The organism is Paenilisteria newyorkensis, assembly GCF_000766145.1.
GTDB classification, from domain to species: domain Bacteria; phylum Bacillota; class Bacilli; order Lactobacillales; family Listeriaceae; genus Listeria_A; species Listeria_A newyorkensis.
Map to the genome: position 1 here is coordinate 132,847 of NZ_JNFB01000035.1, position 21,361 is coordinate 154,207.

Consider the following 21,361-nt stretch of genomic DNA (forward strand, 5'->3'; position numbering starts at 1 on the left):
ATGCCCCCACTTCTCACTTAATCAGCAAACTGCGACAAATATTCCCAGCGCTCCATCAAACGTTCCAGCTCTGTTTCCGCCTCTAAAAGCGCGCTATTAAGCTCATTCGCCTTCGTAAAGTCCGAACCAACCGTTTCCAAATCCGCGTTAATCCTCGTCATTTTAGCCTCTTGCGCCTCAATCAAACCTTCAATTTCCGCCCACTCACGCTTCTCTTCAAACGTATGCTTGACCTTCGCTTTTGGCTTCTCCTCCACAACAACTTCCTTCTCCGGCTCCATCGCAAACATTTTCGATTTTCCTTTGCGCGACTCATAATCCGTCAAGAAATCACTATACTCGCCCAAATACGTCTCAATTTGGCCAATTCCCGTGAACACGAGCAGTTTCCGAGCAATTTTATCCAAAAAGTAGCGATCATGGCTGACCGTAATAACCGTTCCATTAAACGTCTCCAAATAATCCTCTAAAACCGTGAGCGTCTGCGTATCCAAGTCATTCGTCGGCTCATCCAGCAAGAGTACATTCGGGCGCTCCATCAAAATTTTCAACAAGAACAGACGACGCTTCTCGCCTCCCGATAAACTACCGATTTTCTTCCCGTGCGTAATTGGCGGAAACAAAAAACGTTCCAACATATTGGAAACCGACACAACTTCGCCGTCCGATGTTTTCACGACTTCACTCGCTTCTTGCAAGTATGCAATCATCCGCTGATCCGGGTCCATTTCTTCATTTTGCTGCGTATAATAACCAATTCGAACCGTCTGCCCCGTTGAAATTTCACCAGCATCAGGCGTCACGCGACCAGCCAACATATTGAGCAATGTCGATTTCCCAGTCCCGTTATTCCCAGTAATCCCGATGCGTTCCCCAGGCTGAATAATCAAGCTGAAGTCCTGCAAAACATGCTTCTCCGCAAAACGCTTATCCACATTTTCGAGCGTAAATACTTGTTTACCGAGCCGCGACGTCGCAAAATCAAGCTGCAATTCCGTATCGTCCGTCTTCGATTTCACTTTCCCCTCTAAATCCGAGAAGCGATCTTGACGTGCTTTTTGCTTCGTAGAACGAGCTTTCGCACCGCGACGCATCCAAGCAAGCTCTTTGCGATACAAGTTGCGATTCTTCTCGCCTTCACGCATTTCATTTTCCATCCGAATCGCCTTCGACTCCATAAATTTCTCGTAGTTCCCGACGTAGCGGTATGCCGTACCTCGATCAATTTCCAGCATATGATTCGTCACGCGATCCAAGAAATACCGATCATGCGTCACAAGTAAAACCGCACCACGGAACCGATTCAAATAATCCTCCAAGAACCGAATCGACGTAAAATCAAGATGGTTGGTAGGCTCATCCAAAATTAGCAAATCCGGCGTTTCAATCATCACTTTTGCAAGACCTACACGCTTGCGTTGCCCACCAGATAGCGAACCAACTTTTGCCGTCAAATCCGTAATCCCTAAGCGATCTAAAATCGTTTTCGCATCCGTGTTCACATCCCACGCATTCGTCGCATCCATCGCGTGCTGGGCCTCCGTAAAACGGTCATGCAGCTTCGTATCATCCGGATCAATCGCCATCTCAAGCAGCACCTGCTCATACTTCCTAACCGCCTGAAGCGCCCGCGTCTCCCCTTGGAAAACTTCCTCCAGTACCGTATGCTCGTCCGTCAAAACTGGATCCTGCGCCAAGAAACCAATCGTGTAATCCTTCGCCTTCGTAATCGCGCCCTTATCGCCTTCTTCCATCCCAGCAATAATCGAAAGCAGCGTCGATTTACCAGTACCATTCACACCGATAACCCCGATACGCTCCCCTTCCGTAATCGCAAACGTCACATCTTCAAAAAGGCTTTTCTCGCCGTATGTCTTCGTCAAATTTTCTACTTTTAATTGTTTCATTACTTCCCATCCATTCCGTATATGTCTCTTCTATTTTAGCGAAGTTTCGGCAACTAAGCAACCAACAAAAAAGCTGGGAAATCCACATTCAGATTCCCAGCTCCTTCTCACCTATAAAATTAGAACAATCCCATCGCGTTTCCTTTTTCATCGACGTCCATATTGAGCGCCGCCGGTTTCTTCGGAAGTCCTGGCATCGTCATCACGTCACCCGTCAAAGCAACGACAAATCCTGCACCAAGTTTCGGAATAAACTCACGAATATGAATCACGAAATCCGTTGGGCGACCAAGCATCGTCGGATCATCCGTCAAGGAATACTGCGTTTTTGCCATACAAATTGGATAGCGATCCCAGCCATATTTCTTGAACTCCGCGATTTGCTTTTGCGCCTTGCTCGAAAGTTCCACGCCACGTCCACCGTAAACTTTTGTAACGATCGCGTTTAATTTCTCTTCCATCGAATCCGCATCATCGTACATCCGCGTGTAGTTCGCTTTGCCACTTTCCACCGCTTCGATGACTTTATCCGCAAGTTCAGCGCCACCAGCACCGCCTTTTTCCCAAACTTCCGTCAAGGAGAACGGGATATCATATTCTTTACAAAGCGCTTCCAGTTGTGCCACTTCCGCATCTGTATCCGTGATAAATTTATTAATCGCGATAACATAAGGAAGTCCAAATTGCGTCACCGTATCCACATGTTTTTGCAAGTTCGCAAAACCTTTAATCAACGCCTTCACATTTTCCTCACCAAGTTCCGTTTTCGCAACACCGCCATGCATCTTAAGCGCACGAATCGTCGCTACAATCACGACACAATCCGGAGCTTTATCAAGCGCTGGTACTTTAATATCAAGGAATTTCTCCGCACCAAGATCCGCACCAAAACCAGCCTCCGTCACGACATAATCCGCTAATTTAAGCGCCGTTTTTGTCGCCGAAATACTGTTACAACCATGTGCAATATTCGCAAAAGGTCCACCATGCACAATCGCCGGCGTGTGCTCTAAGGTCTGTACCAAGTTCGGTTTAAGCGCTTCCTTCAATAATAATGTCAGCGCCCCCTCATAGCCCATTTCACCAACCGTCACAGGCTCACGATCATAATTATAGCCAATCACGATCTCACTCAAGCGATGTTTCAAGTCCTTCAAATCACTCGCCAAGCAAATAATCGCCATAATTTCAGATGCCACCGTAATGTCAAAACCATCTTCGCGCGGCACACCTTGAATCGGTCCACCAAGCCCAACAATGACTTTGCGCAACGCCCGATCATTCAAGTCAACCACGCGTTTCCAAACGATGCGACGTTGATCAATTCTTAGCTCGTTTCCTTGCTGCATATGATTATCGATAAACGCCGACAACGCATTATTTGCCGCCGTTATCGCATGAAAATCACCAGTAAAATGAAGATTAATGTCCTCCATCGGAATAACCTGTGCATAACCGCCACCAGTTGCGCCACCCTTAATACCCATTGTTGGGCCAAGCGATGGTTCACGAAGCGCAATCATTGTTTTTTTCTTTTTCGCGAGAGCGTCCCCTAATCCAACCGTCACCGTCGATTTACCCTCGCCAGCAGGTGTTGGATTGATTGCCGTCACCAGTACCAGCTTGCCATCCTCTTTGTTCACAAGCGAGTGAATCGTATCATAGCTCAGTTTCGCCTTGTACTTACCGAACAACTCCAATTCCTCTACACTTAATCCAATTGCCTCTGCAACCTCTGTGATTGGTTTGATTTCTGCTACGGATGCGATTTCAATGTCAGACTTTACTTTGTTTGCCATTTAAATTCCCCTCTCAATATGTAACTATTAAAAAATCCCTGAAAATGCCTTGCACACCGACAAATACTTGCCAACACACAATGTAACGGCTTTCTTTTTGTTGCACCGGAAATAAACCGGCTTAGTACTAGTCTTGAGCCTTCTACAAAAATTGCGCGTAAAAGCCATTAGCACTGACAGGAAATCTTTTCAAAAAATTAATCTTCTGGATATCGCGACACATGCTGCATTCCTTGAAGTTTAGCAAGGGCATCCGGGTTTTCTTCAAAGAACTGGACGACATCCCCAATTCGGTTAATCGAGTTCCAGCTCAAATGATGCTCAATTCCTTCCACATCTTCATAAATGCGCGCCTCTTCCACACCAATAATCCCAAGAAAATTCTCAAGCAACGCGTGCCGTTCCAGCAATCGTTTCCCAATCGTTTTCCCCTTTGGCGTTAAAATTAAGCCACGATATTTCTCATAAACCAGATATTCATCCTTATCCAGTTTCTGAACCATTTTTGTAACAGAAGACGGATGCACTAAAAGCTCCTCCGCAATATCTGATACTCGAGCATAACCTTTGGATTCAATCAATGAATAGATTTTCTCGATATAGTCTTCCATGCTTGGTGTTGGCATTTTCATTTTCCTCCAACCTTGATTTCTTTCACCTCTCCATTCTAACATACCCTGCCAGAATTCGCCTCTCCAAAGGGTTCAATTTTATGAAAAAAAGCAAATCAATGTAAACGCTTTAGAAACAACTTGACGTAGCCACAGCCACAGGTTTATTATTAACGTATCATACTCGCTTGTCTCCACCCCTTGCCGTATGAAAAAAGGTCTACTCTAGTTTCTCTCACTAGCCATTTGACCAAACTTAGGAGGAATTCATTCGATGCAAAATGGAAAAGTAAAATGGTTCAGCAATGAAAAAGGTTATGGTTTTCTAGAGATCGAAAACGGCGAGGACATCTTCATCCACTTCACCGCAATCCAAGGAGACGGCTACAAAACACTCGACGAAGGACAAAGCGTTACCTTTGAAGTTGTGGAAGGCAATCGCGGCCCCCAAGCCACAAACGTAAAGAAATTGGGTTGAGCATACGCCAATGAATCGGCGACAAGCGCTCGTATTGTTGGGGCTGTTCGAAATGAAATGAGTTACAGCCCCAATATGCATGAGAGCAAAGCGAGCATGTAATCCTTCCCGGCTGTTCGAAATGAGTTATGCCTATAAGCATCGCGGATAGGCGGTCCTTCATTATTTAGAACAAGGATGCGGAACATCTTTGCGGTTCTGCTACACAAGAGCCGTTTCGCTTAACTTCTTGCATGGTCGAGGAAACTACCCTCTCCCTGCTTTCAGTCATCACATACACCAGCATGCTCCGCTTTGTTGTGGTTCTTTGAAGCAAAGCGAATTAGAACCTCAATATGCAAAGGAATGGAATGAGTTTGTCATCCTCGCTCCGCCAAACTTATGGAATACAAACGCTTTCGCTCGATTTGTGTAAAGCAGAATTTAGAGCCTACCCGGGAATGACAAGTTCGAGGCTCCATCTTACTTTGCGTTATATCTCGGTATTTTATACATATAGGAGGTCATATTTTGGAAATTTATGTGGATGGTGCCAGTGCTGGTAATCCGGGGCCAAGTGGTATTGGTATCGTGATTACAGCAGATGGCACCCATGAACAAATAAGTATTCCGCTCGGCATTTTGAGCAATCATGAGGTAGAATTTATCGCTATCAAAACCGCACTCACAAAAGCTATTCCTTATAATCCAACTTTTATTCGCCTCTACTCCGATTCAAAAGTCGCCATCGATGCAATTGAAAAACGCTATGCAAAAAATCCTCTATTTCAGCCACATTTAGATACAATCCTTCAGCTGATAGACTCGATCGACCTCTTCTTCATTCAGTGGATTCCCAGCGCTTCTAACAAGAAAGCGGATGATTTGGCACGCCAAGCTATCCAGAAGAGTAAGAAGAAGTCGCTCTAATCATTTCCTATGAATCAAATTATTTATTGCTCTTGCGAAACGCCCATAAGCAAAGTACTAAGCCCGAAAGAACCATAGCAACATCGCCTTTTGTCGTGTCGCCAGTGCTTGGTAGTTTTCTTGGTGAAGTAGCAGGTGTCGTTGGCTTTTCTGTCTCAGGTTTGGCCGGAGTTGCTGGCACCTTGATTACTTTTGATGGCGGCTCGTTGTTTTTTGGTGGTTCTGGCGTATTTTCTGGCTGCTTCGGTGGATTTCCTCCGTTATTTGGCGGCGTTACTGGTGGATCAACTGGTGGCACGATAATCTGTTTCGCTTTCTTTTGATTCAGTTTCTCGACTTCCACACTGTCTGTATTTGCAAACACGATTTGGAACGCGACAGGCTCTACGTCTAACTCATAGCCATCTGGAGCTGATGTTTCGATGAAGTGATAGTCCCCTGGCAATAAATTCGACACGATGATTTTTCCAGATGCATCCGTTTTAAGTCCTGTTTGAATAACAAGCCCATCTGCTCGCCTCAGGGTGAACTTTGCTCCCTCTAATACATCCTTCGTTTCCTTATCTCGTTTTGTCAGAATAACTGAACCAGTCATCGCCTTGTTCGGCACAGTCACTGTAACTTCCTGACTTTCTGTGCTTGAAAAAGTAATTTCTTTCTTCTCGCTAGAAAGTAGATAGCCCGCTGGAGCCGCCGTTTCAGTCAATGTGTACGTGCCAGGAATGACATCCGCAAAAATCAGATTTCCATCCTGATCGGTCGTCCCAGTTAATGTCACACTCGGATCCTCTTTTGAAGCCAATTGGAACGCAGCCCCTGAAAGTTTTGCTCCGGTTTCCTCGTCTACTTTTTGAACGACAAGTTTACCTCGAATTAATTTCTCATTTTTAGCCCATAAAGCAATCGTTTGGTAAGAACTCTCCGTCACTGTGAATGGAATAGGCGTCGCATCCAGTTTATAACCGTCTGGTGCTTGCGTCTCCACCAACTGATAATCCCCAGGTGCCAAGCCGTGCAAAGCTAATTTCCCATCGGTGTTCGTTGCTCCTGTATGCAATGTTTTCCCGCCGCTATTGACAAGTTTAAACTCCGCGCCAGATAAAACTTTTGTCGCATCATCTTTGTCCACTTTATTCAACACGATTTCCCCACTGATTTTCTTCGTTTGCACAACATTAGAATCGTAATACTCACCTTGTAGCATAATCGAAGCACTATTTGGTACAGAATCTCCGGTCGCAAGTTTGCTTGGATCGACGTTAAAAGCAAGTGTTCTGCCCTCGCCAATAGGAATATCTTTCTTCACCGTAATAGTCAACGTGTTGTTATTTTCCTGAATATCGAGCGTGCCATCTGCATCATCCACTATATTTTTGTACGTAAGTCGGCTATCTAACTTATCGACAAACGTTTGGCCTGCCTTGATTGTTCCGGTAATCGCATTCAAAGTCAAGGTGTACTGCAGATTCTTGTCGTTCACCGTCACTATTTTCTTGTCGACCTCTTTTTTCAAGACTTTGTTAAAATTCGCATCGCCATCAATGCGCAAGGTGCTACTACTAGATTTCGTAAATTCATTACTCGTCATCGTCGCTGTATTCAAGTAAGTGTCATAAATGTGCGTCACACTTACTTTATACTCGATAAGAAACATATCATCTTTTGCAATATGATCGAAATGTACCGTTAACTTTTGCGATGCCGCATCAAATTGAATATCATTTGCATATTTTGATGTCACATAGGTACGATTTCCGTTCGAATCATACTTAATAATACGAATCCCGTCCACCATAGATTTATCCGTCGCGTCAACACCTGAGGTCAGCGCAGGATTAGGATTGACTTGAAGCCCATCTGGCATGGTATCTGTGATAGTGACATTATTTAGTTCTACATTCTTATAAATATTCAGCGCTAATTGGAACACATTATATTGCGATTCCACAGGGTCAAGAAGGCTTATCCCATCTTTATCAACACTTGAATGCCACCACTTCTCAAAAAGCGTCGGCGTCCCAATTTGCTGTGGCTGTATTTGTAACGTTTGTACGACCTCTTGCCCAGCGTATGTTGCTTTAAAAATTGGATCTGGAGAAACCGTCGTATCCGCGCGCATTAACACGGCTTGGAAAGATATCGAAAAGGAAGCCGACCAAGCCTTGCCGACATTGAAACTAGCATCCGGCTTCACATAAATCAAAATATGCGTCGGATCTGTCGTTTTATCTGTATGGTCATACGTAAAAGCATCACTATTTAATTCCGTCAAATTCCCTGCCGAATAAATCTCTTTTGGAATACTGACTTCAATCAACCCATTTTCATCTACAATCGCGTCTGCCGAAGCATCCAGCGTAAAATTCATTGTTACTTTTCCCGAGCTGACAATCGGATTGTCATGTACTTGCATGCTTAATTTAAATTTCCCATTACTAGCGCCTACCTTTGTTACAGAAGTATCAGCCTTCGTTGTTGCACCTAATAAAACGCTACTTGCAATCAAAATAATCGCCATAACATATATAAATTTTTTCATCTCGCATCTCCTCTTAAGTATTATATATTATTTAGAAAGAAAATTGTAACAATAATCTGTCCTGCTGAAAGAAAATCACCCCTTCAAGAATTTATCCTCTCATTTCATCGATGTTCCTCCTTTTCCATCTAGCTGGTTTCGCTATTTAGTCTATCATAGGCAAATTCTTTTTCCTAGTCCGTTTTTTTACGTTTTGACACAAAAAATGTTAAAATTTATTGCATCTTGAAACAGCTTCGTATTATGCTGGATTTACTACAAAAAAACCTTGCATCTCTGCAAGGCGTCTACTTTTTATAACATAATATCTCGTCGTAAAGATTTCAACCCATACTTTTCTACAACATCGATGGCTTCTGGTAATAAGCCGCGATACACACACTGCGCGATATCAAACTCTAACGGTACACTCGTATGAATCTCGGCTAACTGCCTAGATAAGCGCAGCATCTCCAAGTCTTCTTTCAATTTCATCTGCTGCCCAGGTTTTAACTCATCCACATGTGCTAAAATACCATCAATTGTCTCATATTGCTGAATCAATTTTAAGGCGGTCTTCTCACCGATGCCACGAACGCCTGGATAACCATCGCTCGTATCGCCCATCAACGCCTTCACATCAATAAACTGCGTCGGCGTAATGCCCCACTCCTCAACAAAAGCCGCCTCATTATACTGCTTATAATTCCCGTATCCTTTTTGCAAAATCCATACATCATTCGTTGGCGCAATAAGCTGCAATAAATCTTTATCCCCGCTCAAAATCGTCGTATCGATACCCGTTCCAGCCATTTTCACCGTCACCGTACCAATACAATCATCCGCCTCAAAACCAGGCACACCAACGTTAATAAAGCCAAACGAAGCCGCGACTTCCTTCACTAAATCGAATTGTGGCATCAACTCTTCCGGTGGCGCTTTACGCTCCGCCTTATATCCGCTGTAAAGCTCATTGCGAAACGTCTGCGAACCCATATCCCAACAAATAAGCGTGTGCGTCGGGTTATTTTGATCGATCGCCGCAAAGAGATGCTTCATAAATCCTTGCACACCATTCGTCGGTACACCGTGTTGATTGACCATGAATTGCTTCGAAACCGCCGTCGCAAAAAAAGCACGGAATAATAAAGCCATGCCGTCCACGACTAATAAATTATCTTTTTGATTCGTCATTTTCGTTCCCCCTAGATTTTCTATGTAAGTCCTTATTATACCATAGAAATCCCCGGTGAACGAACGCTACAAATCAACACGCGCAGGTTCAGTTATATCTTTTTCCTTACGATGCGGAATGATGTTAAAAATAATATTCAAAACAATCGCCGTGATACTTCCAGCCACAATCCCATTGCTCGTAAACAATTGAATAAAGTCCGGCAACACTTTGAAAAGATCCGGAACAACCGTCACGCCAAGCCCGACACCGACCGAACAAGCGATAATCAACAAATTCTCCTGTGACGTAAAATTAACCTTGCCAAGCATCTTAATCCCTTGCGCGACAACCATACCAAACATCGCAACCATCGCCCCACCAAGCACCGGCGTCGGAATAATCGTCGTAATCGCGCCCACTTTTGGCAACAAGCCTAGCACAATCAAAATCCCCGCCGTCACGTAGATCACTTTTCGCGTTTTAATGCCCGACAACTGCACTAAACCAACATTTTGTGAATAAGCCGTGTATGGAAACGTATTAAAAATACCGCCTAACACAATCGCCAAGCCCTCTGCCCGATATCCTTTTGTCAAATCCGATTTTTCCAATTTTCGCTTCGTAATATCAGAAAGCGCAAAATAAACACCCGTCGATTCGACCATACTCACGAGCGCGATCAATATCATCGTCAAAATCGCCGCCCAGTTAAACGTCGGCATCCCAAAATAAAACGGCGTAGGCACATGAAACATCGGCGCATCCACAACAGGTTGCATCGAAATACCGCGATAAATAGCCGCGAACACCGATCCAGCAACGAGTCCAATCAACACCGCAATCGCCTTACTAAAGCCACGTCCAAAACGATACACTAAAATAATCACGAAAAGCGTCCCAAATCCAAGTCCCAGGTTATAAAGAGACCCAAAATCCGCCGCACCTTGTCCACCAGCCAAATTATTAATCGCCACCGGAATCAGCGTCAACCCGATAATTGTGACAACCGATCCCGTCACAACCGGCGGAAAGAATCGCACAACCATCGAGAAAAACGGCGCAATCAGGACAACAAAAATCCCTGAAACAATAATCGATCCGTAAATCGCACCTATCCCATACTGCTCACCAATCAAAATAATCGGCGCAATCGCTTGAACCGCACAGCCCAAAACAACCGGCAATCCAATGCCAAAAAAGCGATTCATCGTTAACTGCAAAAGCGTCGCAATCCCGCACATAAAAATATCAATCGAAACCAAATAAGTCATCTGCGCACTCGTAAAGCCAAGCGCACCACCAATCAAAAGCGGCACAATAACCGCTCCCGCATACATCGCTAATACATGTTGAAAACCAAGTGCCGCAATTCTCCCTTTTCCTAACATCGCGTTACTCCCCCTTCACAAAACGAATTTGCTCATTTTCTAAAGAGGCAATCCGCGCTAAGGAATAAATCGGATAACCCGTTTTTTCAAGTAATGCTCGGCCTTGCTGGAACGACTTTTCAATCACGATACCAATCCCGACGACTTCCGCTTCCGCCTGTTCTGCCACTTCCAACAAACCAAGAACAGCCTGCCCATTCGCCAAAAAATCATCGATCAGCAGAATTTTATCCGCCTTACCTAAGAAATTTTTTGATACCGAGATATCGTTCGTCTCTTGTTTCGTGAAGGAATAAACGCTACTTGTATATAGATTTTCCGTTAACGTCAATGATTTCTTCTTCCTTGCAAAAACAACGGGAACCCCTAACTCAAGCCCCGCAAAAACTGCTGGTGCGATGCCCGAAGACTCAATCGTCACTATTTTTGTAATACCTAGGTTCGCAAACCGATTCGCGAATTCTTTTCCGACCGCCTGCATTAACACAGGATCAATTTGATGATTCAAAAAAGAATCGACTTTCAATACGTTACCAGGCAGCACCGTACCTCGATTTTTGATATGTTCTTCTAATAATTTCACAGCTTGATGACCCCTCTCTAATTTAAAGAGCGCGGGAACTAAAAAAACGCCCACCACTCATACTAATAATGAGAAGTAGACGTAAAAAGGCAGCAACAGTCGCCACCTTCCTTATAAAACGTTACTCTCACTCATAGTCCAGTCATTTACGGTAACTGGGTAGAAACTTGCTGTCCATATCACAGCCTTTATATAAGTGATCTTTCGTGGTACAAAGCAGGAGCTCTGAAACCGCCATATAATCTAGTTATTCCATTATTATAGCCTTCAACAAATCCTGGGTCAACCTTATTTTTAGATGAAAACGCTTTTCACGCCTCATTTAATTTGTAAATAAAATCGTAGCGGTCATTTAGAAGCTGAATCAAGTAATCCGGATTTAAGCCTTCACCAGTCGTATCCTTTAAAATTTCCAGCGGTTTTTTCAGCATTCCGTACTGATGCACATGCTCCGTCAACCATTCGCGAATCGACGAATAATCATCGCTCGCCAGAATTTCCGACACATTTGGAATCTCCTTAGAAAGCGTGGCAAACAGTTGCGCCGCATACATATAACCGAGCGCGTACGACGGGAAGTATCCGAAATCGCCGCCAGACCAGTGAATATCCTGCAAAATACCATCCGCATCCGATTCTGGACGAACACCTAAATACGCTTCATATTTATCATTCCACGCATCACGCAACTCATCCACACCAATTTCGCCGTTCATAATCGCCTTTTCAAGCTCATAACGAATCATGATATGCAGCGGGTACGTCAACGTGTCCGCCTCAATCCGAATCAACGAACTCTCCGAAAGATTCACCGCACGATAAAATTCCTCAACTGAAACATCATCAAACGCAGGCGCCGTAATCTCTTGGAAATCCTTATAATTACTCTGCCAAAATTCAAAACTCGAACCTAGGATAATCTCATAAAATAGCGACTGCGACTCATGAATCCCCATGGAAGCACCATTCGCAAGCGGCGTCCCAACCAGTTTCGGACTGATATTCTGCTCATAAATCGCGTGCCCACCTTCGTGAATAATCCCAAATACCGCCATTTTAAAATTCGCTTCATCGTAACGCGTTGTAATCCGCACATCCCCAATATTGAGCCCCGTCGCAAATGGATGAACCGTATCATCCAAGCGCCCAGCCTCAAAATCAAAGCCCATTTTCGTCAAAATACGCTCGCTAAATTCTTTTTGTTTCGCTTTTGACACCCGTTTATGCAGCAACGTCCCATCAGGCTGGTAACTCGCGGCCTCTACTTTTTTGCGCAGCATCAAAATCGCTTCTCGAAGCTTCGCGAAAACATCGTCCAATACCGCCACTGTCATCCCCGGTTCATATTGATCAAGCAACGTATCATAAGGATTGTCCTGATATCCCCAATACTCCACAAATTGACGCTTACTCGCGATGATTTTCTCCAAATAAGGCTTAAATGAATCATAGTCATTGTTCGCACGTGCCGTTGTCCAAACTGTCTCAGCCTGCGCCACCAATTTCGTATACGCCTCATATTCGTTCGCCGGAATTTTTTTATTCAAATCGTATTCTTTTTTGCACGCTTCCAACGATCGGCGCGTCACATCAGACAAATCCGCTTTTTCTACCCAAAGACCCGCGATAAAAGCCGCCATTTCCTCCGAAACCTTCATTTTGAAAATTTCACCACTCAGCGTACCAATCACTTCCGAGCGTTGCGTCGCGCCTTTTTCCGGTGCACCAGTTCGCAGATCCCAATAAACTAAGCTAAGCGCCTCTTCAAACGCACTGATTTTCTTCACATAATCCAAAAATTCCTGTTCTAGTTCTTGTAAACTCTCCGACATCCTGATTCCCCGCTTTCTTTAATCTTTACGTGGCGGTCTTGGTCCCCAATATTGGTACAAATCCGTCCGCAAATACCCATTATATAGTTTGCGTTTCTTCGTCGCTCGTTTTGCATACACTTCCTCAAACATTTCATAACTCGTCAACACATACACCGACCACGTTGGCATATTGCGATACACCGCGCGCATTTCACGATACAGTTCACGAACCGATTCCTCATCTTCCAAACGTTCCCCATACGGCGGATTCGCAACGATAACACCGTACTCTTTTTCCGTCGTAAAATCAGCCACTTGCATCTGCTTGAACTCAATCACATCTTCCAGTCCGGCCTCAAACGCATTCTGCTCCGAAATCTCAATCATTCGGTGGTCAATATCCGTCCCAGTAATATCTAATGGTTGCTCATGATTCGCCGCAGCTTCTGCCTCTGCACGCGCCTCTTTCCAAATATCTGCAGACATCCAATCCCACGATTCACACACAAAATCCCGACGCAAACCAGGCGCGATATTCCGTCCAATCCAAGCCGCCTCAATCGGAATCGTCCCAGAACCACAAACCGGGTCATAAAACGGACGATCCGGATGCCAACTCGTAAGCAAAACAAGCGCCGCAGCCATCGTTTCCTTCAATGGAGCACCACCTTGCCCAACACGATAACCACGTTTATGTAAACCAGCACCACTCGTATCAAGCGTAATTGTCACTTCATCCTTTAAAATCGAAACCTCCAACTTAAAAAGAGCACCCGACTCCATCAAACGTCCCTGCCTGCGGTACTTCTCGCTCAAACGGCTCACAATCGCTTTTTTCGTAATCGCTTGGCAATTCGGCACACTAAACAATGTCGATTTCACCGATTTCCCAGCAACCGGAAAATTAGCATCCAAAGGCAACAAATCTTCCCATGGTAGCGCCTTCGTTTGCTCAAATAAATCATCAAAAGTCGTCGCAGTAAAACGCCCCACAACAATTTTCACACGATCCGCCACACGAAGCCATAAGTTCGCCTTCGCAATCGCCATTTCGTCCCCTTTAAAATACACTTTGCCATTATCAACTTCACACTCATAGCCGAGTCGACGCACCTCTTTTGCCACAATCGCCTCGAGCCCAGCCGCAGCTGTTGCTACTAATTCAAATTCCCTCATAATCGCCATCCTCACCTCATTAATATCTAAAAAAAGAGCCATTCCAAAAGGCACACGCTCCTAGTCACACACATGGTGCACTAAGTTATGGCATCTCTTAGCATAAGAAATCCGCCATACGTCCGACTTTGAAACAGCCCTCACTTTTTTAATTCATCCTGAAAATAGCGTTTTGTAAGCCATGTTCTGTACTTCTGTGATTACAGGATCACACAAAAGCGGTAATTATCTATCTGCACATAGCGGTGAAGCTATGTACCTCGTCCCTCGTTGTTATTCCTCGGGAAAAGTGCCCCTACCAATATTTGGGTTTCTCGCTCGTGGGGTTTACCTCGTTCCACTTCCACCATTTCTGATGAAACTTCGTCACTGTGGCACTTTCAAGGTTCGAACACCTTATCCGAAGACTTAGGTGCGTCACCTGCCGTCAAACCGGTAATCCGGAGTGCCCTGGCTTATTGTTTCACCAGGCACGATCACTACGGGCAATTTCAGCACCGTGCGAGCATGGACTTTCCTCTGTTTTCATAGGGAAAACAGCAATTACCCAAACGCTACCTCAATCATTCTATCACGTTTATTGGTTGTCGTCTAGCTTATTTCCAAAAACATGTTTTTCGAGATTGCTCAGTCGTTTTAGAATATCGAAATTCGTCGTTCCAGCAGGCTGCGTTGTTTGTTGAAAACTCGGTGCCACAACTGCTTTCGGAGCATCCTCTAATTCAGAACGAAGACGCAAGTTCTCTTGTTGTAGAGCCTCAATTTCTTGTGAAAAAGTACTGTAATCATTAATAACTTTATCTAGAAATTCATCTACATCTTCCGGATTATAACCACGAAGACCTGTTTTAAATTCTTTTTCTAAAATCTCTTTACCAGTCAAATTATATTCAAATTGTTCAGAAGCCATTTAACTTCACCTCTATATCTAGTTTCTGTATGCTAACGTCGCTTCAGCGTGTCGGAAAATACTCATCTTCGTCGTTAAAAGTTCCGTTCCAATGCTCACATACACTAGTATGCTCCACGTTGGTACTCGCTTTTGCCTAGAATCTAAGCATTTTCCGACACGCTGAATCCTGGAAAACACTCATCTTCGTCGTTAAAAGTTCCGTTCCAATGCTCACATACACTAGTATGCTCCACGTTGGTACTCGCTTTTGCCTAAAATCTAAGCATTTGCCGACAAGCTGAGGGTTGGAGCTACGAATCAAATATCGCAAAAAATATTTATCACCTAGCGTTACTTTACGTTACATATCTCCATTTTTTCAAAGTTCGGCGCATTTGTCAATTTATAATCCTTCATTTCCTAAAAAAGACACTTAAAAGTCAGCGTTGAGCGATTCTACTACTTCTTGTAACTCATAAAAATCAATCAACAAAATCGGATAGTCACCGTTCTCCGCGTATACCTTTGCTTTTTCATAGAAGAATTTAGGCGCCCCCTCACGCTCCGTATCATAGACAAGCAACGTCCCATCCGTGTGATCCAGCACGAACTGGTCCTTCAATTGAAACTGGCGCGGATTCTCATACTCCCGCTTCGTCACAGCCGCCACATAGTCCGCCGTGCCAACAATCTCATTATACCACAACTGATTGCCCTCATTCCAATTACTTTCCTGATTCAAAAACGGCGTCAAAACCGCTAATTTCAACGCATATTCTTCTTTTTTAAGCTCGGCTACCACTTCACCAGCCCACAGTTCCACACCCATTTGCCCCGAAATAATCACCCATTCCAAGCCATCATCCATCAGCCCAATCAGCCGCCGCTTCATCGCCTCCTTGATAAATCCCGCTTCTGGCGCATCCCGCTTAAAAATGCCTAATTCAAAATTCTTATAGCCCGACACAAAAATCGATTTCATGGTGCCTTCTCCAATACGCGTTTCAACGTATATTCCACCGACTGATAATGATCGTTAAAATGCTTATAAAACGATTTCCCGTTAAACGCACTGACCGCAATCATCTGAATATTGTCCGCCACTTGTTGCAACTGGGCCTCTCCAAGGTATGTCGGACGCGCCGTATTCACCCACGGAATCACGAGCGCTAGCCAAACATCACACGTTTCCTTGACCCCATCCACAAACGGCTTCATATCCTTATAAAAATCAAATACCTGCTGTTCAGTTCGATTCGAAAGATAAAGTTCCCAAATAGCCTCATTATGACGCAACATTTCTATCGTTAAATCCTTCATTTCACTCATAAAAAACCAATTCCTTCTATATAAAAGTATGAGAACAGCATACCATATTTGATGGCAAACGCCTACTTTTCTAATGAGTAACGTATTAAAATTCACAGTGAAATCCCTGAAACTAAAAAAATATTGATTTTTTTCTGAGCCACACAACCCGATGCGAAGGTACGTTCTGTCTTGGTTTTCAGCGATTTTCCAAATACGCACAACAACCGCATAGGCAGATTTCCCCTATCATTTTCGTTTATATTTGTTATAATAGGTGTTAGTCCAAATTAAGAATGGCGAGTTCTGCCGTTCGATCGATTTAAAAGAGGTGAATCATAGATGGCCATACGATATCCAAATGGAAAAAAGTATCAGCCCAATACACCTACCGCCTCCAACGCACAAAAAAAGACGGTCTCTTACGGAAAACGCGGCATGTCACTCGAGCAAGATCTCAATGACACAAACGCCTACTATTTAACCCATGGGCTCGCCGTCATCCACAAGAAACCAACCCCTGTGCAAATCGTCGGTGTTGATTACCCAAAAAGAAGTAGCGCAAAAATAAAGGAAGCCTACTTCAAAACACCATCAACCACGGACTACAACGGTGTTTATCAAGGAAAGTATATTGACTTTGAAGCAAAGGAGACCAAAAATACAAGCTCATTTCCTCTTAGTAACTTTCATCAACATCAGTTAACACATATGGAAGGCGTCCAGAAGCAAGACGGTATCGTTTTTGTTATCATCGCTTTTCAAACACTTGGTGAGGTCTATCTCATCCCCTTTGAACATTTCCAGCCATTTTGGCAACGAATGCTTGACGGTGGGAGAAAATCAGTGACCCTTCAAGAATTAAAAGACGTAGCGGACCAGATTCCTTATGGTCTAAATCCGAGGCTAGACTATTTAAGCATCATTAGAAAGCATTATTTCTAAATCAGTCAACCCCTCAACATTAAAGGAGAGAAATTTTCTATGGCAGATAAACCGCAGACAAGATCTCAGTACCGCAATAGCCAAGCAAAACAACCTGAGACGAAGAAACCAACTGGGAAAGGTAAACGTATCACTGGAAATGTTGTCAAAGTGGTATTCTTCACCGCACTCTTTCTCGCATTTGCAGGCATTGCTGGTGGCGCAACCGCATTTTATTCGTATGCAAAAGAAGCGCCAAAACTGACAGATTCCAAATTGCGTGACCCTCTTTCATCTAAGATTTTAGATAAAAATGGAGATGTCTATGCAGAAATCGGTAAAGAACGCCGGGAATATATTGAGTATAAAGATATCCCAAAACAGCTAGAAAACGCAGTTCTATCAACGGAAGATTCCCGCTTTTACGAGCATAATGGAATGGACCCGATACGACTTGCGAGTGCGGCAGTCGGCAATATCACAGGCGGCTTTGGTTCCCAAGGTGCTAGTACGTTGACACAGCAAATCATTAAGATGTCCTACCTAGATTACACAAACAAAACGCTTGATCGTAAAGCACAAGAAGCGTGGATGGCAGTGCAACTTGAGCAAAAATACAGCAAACACGAACTCCTAGAAATTTACATCAATAAAGTATACCTATCCGACGGCATCCATGGTATGGAAACAGCCGCCGAACATTACTATGGCAAAAAACTAAAAGACTTAAATTTAGCACAAACAGCCCTAATTGCTGGTATGCCTCAAAGTCCGAACCGTTTTAATCCATTTGAAAATCCTGATTTAGCGAAAAAACGTCGCGATATCGTTTTGACATTAATGTATAACAACGATAAAATCTCGAAATCCGAAATGGAAGCTGCTCAATCGGTTGCCATTACAGACGGATTAGTAGATGAAGCGACACGTAAGCAAAAAACATACGCTTATGATACGTATGTCGATCAAGTTATCGATGAGATTGGTGACAAATACAATCCGTTTACAGATGGTTTAACAATCTATACAGCTCTCGATCCAGATGCCCAAAAGTATACGGAAAAAATGTTAAATACGAATGAGGTTATTAACTACCCAGACGCGAAATTCCAAGCTGGGGTTGTTATCATGGATACGGAAACCGGTCGTGTACAAGCCCTTGGTGGTGGACGCGAAACTGCTGGCACTAAGAAAATATCGCGTGGACTGAACCGTGCAACCGATATTAAACGCCAACCCGGTTCTACCATGAAACCTATTTTAGGTTATGCGCCAGCTATTGAGTACCTAGACTGGTCTACAGCTCATATTTTCAATGATGCCCCTTATCAATATTCAAGTGGTCAAGAATTGCGAAACTATGATTCTGGTTATCTAGGAGAAATTTCGATGCGTCATGCGCTTTATTCCTCTCGTAACATCCCTGCCGTAAAAGCTTCCAAAGAAGTAGGCTACGATCGTGCACGGGATTTTGCGAACAATCTTGGGTTGAACTATAAAGAAGTCTATGAATCAACGGTAATTGGTAGTGGTGAAGCTTCCCCTATCCAGATGGCAGGTGCTTATGGTGCATTCGGTAATGGCGGTGTCTATAACAAGCCACATACGGTTACCAAGATTCTCCTTTCAGATGGCGAAACAGAAGTGAATATGGAGCCTGAATCTGTTGTAGCGATGAAAGCATCAACAGCCTACATGATTAGCGATATGCTAAAAGACGTTCTCACAAAAGGTACTGGTACGCGAGCAAACATCCCTGGTTGGAATATTGCCGCGAAAACAGGTACAACCAACTATGATGAAAGCGTCCGTATCAAAAATGGCATTCCAAGTGATGGTACACCCGATTCATGGTTTGTCGGCTACTCCCCTCGTTACACGGTATCGATTTGGACTGGCTATGACGAACCGAACAAGTACTACCTATCACCGAGTGAAACACGCATTGCAGCCTATATGTTTAAAGCAACCATGGAACATCTCGTTTCCGGTGAGAAAAATCCAGACTTCAAAAAACCTAGCAATGTGAATGAGATTCCGATTATCGTTGGAAGTAATCCAATCACACGTGCAGGATCTGGCGCAAGCGGCGGAAATATCTCGTATGAACTATTCTTAGACGGTACGATTCCAACCAAATCAGCGGCTGAGAAGAAAACAGAGACGAAAACTGACGAGAAAACTGACGCTGAAAAAGAAGCTGAAAGAAAAGCAGCAGAAGAAAAAGAGAAAGAAAAATCCGAAGCAGACAAGCAAAAAGAACAACAAGAAGCTGAGAGAAAAGCGACAGAAGAAGCCGAGAGAACGGCGTTACAAGCACCAGCAGGTTTAAATGGCTCATATAATGCGGCCAATAAAACAATCTCCGCAAGTTGGGCATCCAATGGACCCGGCGTCACATACGATGTTAGTGTCAACGGACAAACTCAGAACTATGGTGTCACATCTATCACGGTAAGTGGCGGATCACCAGGCTCGAGCGTTGTCATTATGGTTGTACCAGTGAAGGACGGCAAACGCGGTTCACCAGCGACAACAACCATTACCATTCCACCTGATCAAACACAGCAAGATACACCTGCAACGGATGGAACTGGCACGGACGGCACACAAAACAATACAACACCGCCACCGGCCAACTAAAATAGCTTGCGACCACTCTGCATATTGCAGAGTGGTTTTTTTATGCAACAAAAAAACGCATTCCAATTTGAAATGCATTTCTTTGTTAAGTCAGTCCTTTCAAAGCTAGCTTCCTCTGCTCCTGTACCAACTCATTCAACTGTTTAAAAGCTGGATATCCACCTGACTTTCCCATAACAAAAGCTAACCGCTCCTGCAAGTTCATCGGAATAAGTTCCAACGTCTCGATATGCTTGTCCAACTCATTTAACTGCACAGGCCTCTCATTGCTCCAAAAAAGCATGGAAAGGTAAATACCTAATCCGTCACGAATAATCGACATATCAGGCTCCTCACGCAATTTAAAAGATGCATCTAACTCTTGCGCAATATTTCGCCACTGTTTTGCCATGCGTCTGCACGCTTGTCCTGGGTCCGTGTGCCAAGGCATCTCTCCCCGCCCGCGCGTATAAAAAAGTTGCTCCTGCCAAAACGGTAACCCTGTCACAAAAATCGATGCTTCGTCTATTTCTTCGACCGCAACATGTGGCGTTTTAAATAAAGGATGTTCCAATTCTTTTGCATACTGAAAATCAGCCATCAAATCCTCTCGCTTTCGCTTGTTTTTTACCTTCTCGGCAAAGGTATAGGAGCGGACATGTAGAGCATTCTGGAGTTCTTGCCTTACAGTGATAACGTCCAAAGAAAATCATATCATGATGCGCATCTGACCACATTTCTTTTGGCAGTTTTCGCATCAATGTATTTTCGACTTCGACCACGGAATCTTTCCACCGGCAAATACCCAATCGTTTAGAAACGCGTTCTACATGTGTATCAACAGCAATCGCTGGAACTCCAAAACCCACGGAGAGCACAACGTTCGCGGTTTTGCGCCCCACACCAGGCAAGCTCTCCAACTCCGCATGCGTCTCTGGTACCTGCCCGCCAAACTCATCCAGAATTTTTCGAGACAGTGCTTGGATATTCTTTGCCTTATTCCGATATAGACCAATCGACCGTATATCATTTTCCAGCTCTTCCACCGGGACTTGGATATAATCCTCAGGTCCATGGTATTTCTCAAAAAGTGATGCAGTTACGCGGTTGACCAAAATATCGGTACACTGCGCAGAAAGTACCACAGCGACCAGTAATTCAAATGTATTCTTATGCTCGAGTTCACAGTGGGCAGCAGGAAACATGTCTGCCATTGTCTCGATGCACATCACGGTTTGCTTGTTCGTTAGCATAT

The 21,361-nt window shown here is 44.1% G+C and carries 18 protein-coding genes, 1 other RNA gene and 1 riboswitch; of the genes, 4 read left to right on the forward strand and 15 right to left on the reverse strand.

The features are described 5' to 3' along the window. Positions 1-17 precede the first annotated feature (17 nt). From EP58_RS11340 to mntR, 3 genes are all read right to left on the reverse strand, one after another. Positions 18-1,907: an ABC-F family ATP-binding cassette domain-containing protein gene (locus EP58_RS11340; protein ID WP_036093499.1), complete on the reverse strand. Its 1,890-nt coding sequence runs from the start codon at positions 1,905-1,907 to the stop codon at positions 18-20. Positions 1,908-2,026: 119 nt separating this feature from the next. Further along, entirely contained in the window at positions 2,027-3,706 is a 1,680-nt protein-coding gene (locus tag EP58_RS11345; protein WP_036093501.1) for a formate--tetrahydrofolate ligase, read from the reverse strand. Positions 3,707-3,903: 197 nt separating this feature from the next. Next, a complete protein-coding gene (gene mntR, locus EP58_RS11350) occupies positions 3,904-4,332 on the reverse strand; it encodes a transcriptional regulator MntR (protein ID WP_036078370.1) in 429 nt (142 codons plus the stop codon). A gap of 259 nt (positions 4,333-4,591) precedes the next feature. Here mntR and EP58_RS11355 point away from each other — a divergent pair, with 259 nt between their 5' ends. Both EP58_RS11355 and EP58_RS11360 read left to right on the forward strand, forming a co-directional pair. Next, the gene (locus tag EP58_RS11355; RefSeq protein WP_036093504.1) at positions 4,592-4,795 is read left to right on the forward strand and encodes a cold-shock protein; all 204 of its coding nucleotides are present in this window, start codon (positions 4,592-4,594) and stop codon (positions 4,793-4,795) included. Positions 4,796-5,305: 510 nt separating this feature from the next. Continuing rightward, positions 5,306-5,704 (forward strand): RNase H family protein, encoded by a 399-nt coding sequence (locus EP58_RS11360; RefSeq protein ID WP_077917905.1) that lies wholly within the window; start codon positions 5,306-5,308, stop codon positions 5,702-5,704. A 19-nt stretch (positions 5,705-5,723) separates the two neighbouring features. Here EP58_RS11360 and EP58_RS11365 read toward each other — a convergent pair whose 3' ends face one another. From EP58_RS11365 to EP58_RS11405, 10 genes are all read right to left on the reverse strand, one after another. Next, entirely contained in the window at positions 5,724-8,243 is a 2,520-nt protein-coding gene (locus tag EP58_RS11365; RefSeq protein ID WP_036093507.1) for an MSCRAMM family protein, read from the reverse strand. Between the two features lie 294 nt (positions 8,244-8,537). After that, the gene (locus EP58_RS11370; RefSeq protein WP_036093508.1) at positions 8,538-9,416 is read right to left on the reverse strand and encodes a 5'-3' exonuclease; all 879 of its coding nucleotides are present in this window, start codon (positions 9,414-9,416) and stop codon (positions 8,538-8,540) included. A 66-nt stretch (positions 9,417-9,482) separates the two neighbouring features. Then, positions 9,483-10,787: a nucleobase:cation symporter-2 family protein gene (locus EP58_RS11375; protein WP_036093510.1), complete on the reverse strand. Its 1,305-nt coding sequence runs from the start codon at positions 10,785-10,787 to the stop codon at positions 9,483-9,485. A gap of 4 nt (positions 10,788-10,791) precedes the next feature. Further along, positions 10,792-11,370 carry a xanthine phosphoribosyltransferase gene (locus EP58_RS11380; RefSeq protein WP_036093511.1) on the reverse strand — a complete coding sequence of 193 codons (579 nt, stop codon included), beginning with the start codon at positions 11,368-11,370 and terminating at the stop codon, positions 10,792-10,794. A 114-nt stretch (positions 11,371-11,484) separates the two neighbouring features. Beyond that, a riboswitch (purine riboswitch) is annotated at positions 11,485-11,586 on the reverse strand. Between the two features lie 95 nt (positions 11,587-11,681). Further along, on the reverse strand, positions 11,682-13,202 hold the full coding sequence (locus EP58_RS11385; protein WP_036093513.1) for a carboxypeptidase M32: 1,521 nt from the start codon (positions 13,200-13,202) through the stop codon (positions 11,682-11,684). An 18-nt stretch (positions 13,203-13,220) separates the two neighbouring features. After that, on the reverse strand, positions 13,221-14,360 hold the full coding sequence (locus EP58_RS11390; RefSeq protein ID WP_036093755.1) for a THUMP domain-containing class I SAM-dependent RNA methyltransferase: 1,140 nt from the start codon (positions 14,358-14,360) through the stop codon (positions 13,221-13,223). 170 nt (positions 14,361-14,530) lie between these two features. Then, an RNA gene (rnpB, locus tag EP58_RS17250) (RNase P RNA component class B) lies at positions 14,531-14,915 on the reverse strand. Between the two features lie 22 nt (positions 14,916-14,937). Next, on the reverse strand, positions 14,938-15,270 hold the full coding sequence (gene gpsB, locus EP58_RS11395) for a cell division regulator GpsB (protein WP_036093514.1): 333 nt from the start codon (positions 15,268-15,270) through the stop codon (positions 14,938-14,940). A 415-nt stretch (positions 15,271-15,685) separates the two neighbouring features. Further along, the gene (locus tag EP58_RS11400) at positions 15,686-16,234 is read right to left on the reverse strand and encodes an SLOG family protein (protein ID WP_036093516.1); all 549 of its coding nucleotides are present in this window, start codon (positions 16,232-16,234) and stop codon (positions 15,686-15,688) included. Then, the gene (locus tag EP58_RS11405) at positions 16,231-16,572 is read right to left on the reverse strand and encodes a YppE family protein (protein WP_373862722.1); all 342 of its coding nucleotides are present in this window, start codon (positions 16,570-16,572) and stop codon (positions 16,231-16,233) included. Before EP58_RS11405 ends, EP58_RS11400 begins: the two co-directional genes overlap by 4 nt. 330 nt (positions 16,573-16,902) lie before the next feature. On the opposite strand from EP58_RS11405, the gene recU reads away from it, so the two are divergent. Continuing rightward, a complete protein-coding gene (recU, locus tag EP58_RS11410; protein ID WP_036093523.1) occupies positions 16,903-17,505 on the forward strand; it encodes a Holliday junction resolvase RecU in 603 nt (200 codons plus the stop codon). Positions 17,506-17,544: 39 nt separating this feature from the next. Then, complete coding sequence (locus tag EP58_RS11415) at positions 17,545-20,127, forward strand: transglycosylase domain-containing protein (protein WP_077917906.1); 2,583 nt, start codon at positions 17,545-17,547, stop codon at positions 20,125-20,127. Between the two features lie 85 nt (positions 20,128-20,212). Here EP58_RS11415 and EP58_RS11420 read toward each other — a convergent pair whose 3' ends face one another. Both EP58_RS11420 and nth read right to left on the reverse strand, forming a co-directional pair. Next, positions 20,213-20,707, reverse strand: coding sequence for a YpoC family protein (locus EP58_RS11420; protein ID WP_036093525.1), 495 nt, complete (start codon positions 20,705-20,707; stop codon positions 20,213-20,215). Beyond that, the gene (nth, locus tag EP58_RS11425; protein WP_036093528.1) at positions 20,700-21,359 is read right to left on the reverse strand and encodes an endonuclease III; all 660 of its coding nucleotides are present in this window, start codon (positions 21,357-21,359) and stop codon (positions 20,700-20,702) included. Before nth ends, EP58_RS11420 begins: the two co-directional genes overlap by 8 nt. Positions 21,360-21,361 lie beyond the last annotated feature (2 nt).

Bases quoted from the DNA above. Each gene is read 5' to 3' on its own strand.
- EP58_RS11340 (WP_036093499.1), bottom strand. From the start codon at position 1,907: ATGAAACAATTAAAAGTAGAAAATTTGACGAAGACATACGGCGAGAAA.
- EP58_RS11345 (WP_036093501.1), bottom strand. From the start codon at position 3,706: ATGGCAAACAAAGTAAAGTCTGACATTGAAATCGCATCCGTAGCAGAA.
- mntR (WP_036078370.1), bottom strand. From the start codon at position 4,332: ATGCCAACACCAAGCATGGAAGACTATATCGAGAAAATCTATTCATTG.
- EP58_RS11355 (WP_036093504.1), top strand. From the start codon at position 4,592: ATGCAAAATGGAAAAGTAAAATGGTTCAGCAATGAAAAAGGTTATGGT.
- EP58_RS11365 (WP_036093507.1), bottom strand. From the start codon at position 8,243: ATGAAAAAATTTATATATGTTATGGCGATTATTTTGATTGCAAGTAGC.
- EP58_RS11370 (WP_036093508.1), bottom strand. From the start codon at position 9,416: ATGACGAATCAAAAAGATAATTTATTAGTCGTGGACGGCATGGCTTTA.
- EP58_RS11375 (WP_036093510.1), bottom strand. From the start codon at position 10,787: ATGTTAGGAAAAGGGAGAATTGCGGCACTTGGTTTTCAACATGTATTA.
- EP58_RS11385 (WP_036093513.1), bottom strand. From the start codon at position 13,202: ATGTCGGAGAGTTTACAAGAACTAGAACAGGAATTTTTGGATTATGTG.
- EP58_RS11390 (WP_036093755.1), bottom strand. From the start codon at position 14,360: ATGAGGGAATTTGAATTAGTAGCAACAGCTGCGGCTGGGCTCGAGGCG.
- gpsB (WP_036093514.1), bottom strand. From the start codon at position 15,270: ATGGCTTCTGAACAATTTGAATATAATTTGACTGGTAAAGAGATTTTA.
- EP58_RS11400 (WP_036093516.1), bottom strand. From the start codon at position 16,234: ATGAAATCGATTTTTGTGTCGGGCTATAAGAATTTTGAATTAGGCATT.
- EP58_RS11405 (WP_373862722.1), bottom strand. From the start codon at position 16,572: ATGAAGGATTTAACGATAGAAATGTTGCGTCATAATGAGGCTATTTGG.
- recU (WP_036093523.1), top strand. From the start codon at position 16,903: ATGGCCATACGATATCCAAATGGAAAAAAGTATCAGCCCAATACACCT.
- EP58_RS11415 (WP_077917906.1), top strand. From the start codon at position 17,545: ATGGCAGATAAACCGCAGACAAGATCTCAGTACCGCAATAGCCAAGCA.
- EP58_RS11420 (WP_036093525.1), bottom strand. From the start codon at position 20,707: ATGGCTGATTTTCAGTATGCAAAAGAATTGGAACATCCTTTATTTAAA.
- nth (WP_036093528.1), bottom strand. From the start codon at position 21,359: ATGCTAACGAACAAGCAAACCGTGATGTGCATCGAGACAATGGCAGAC.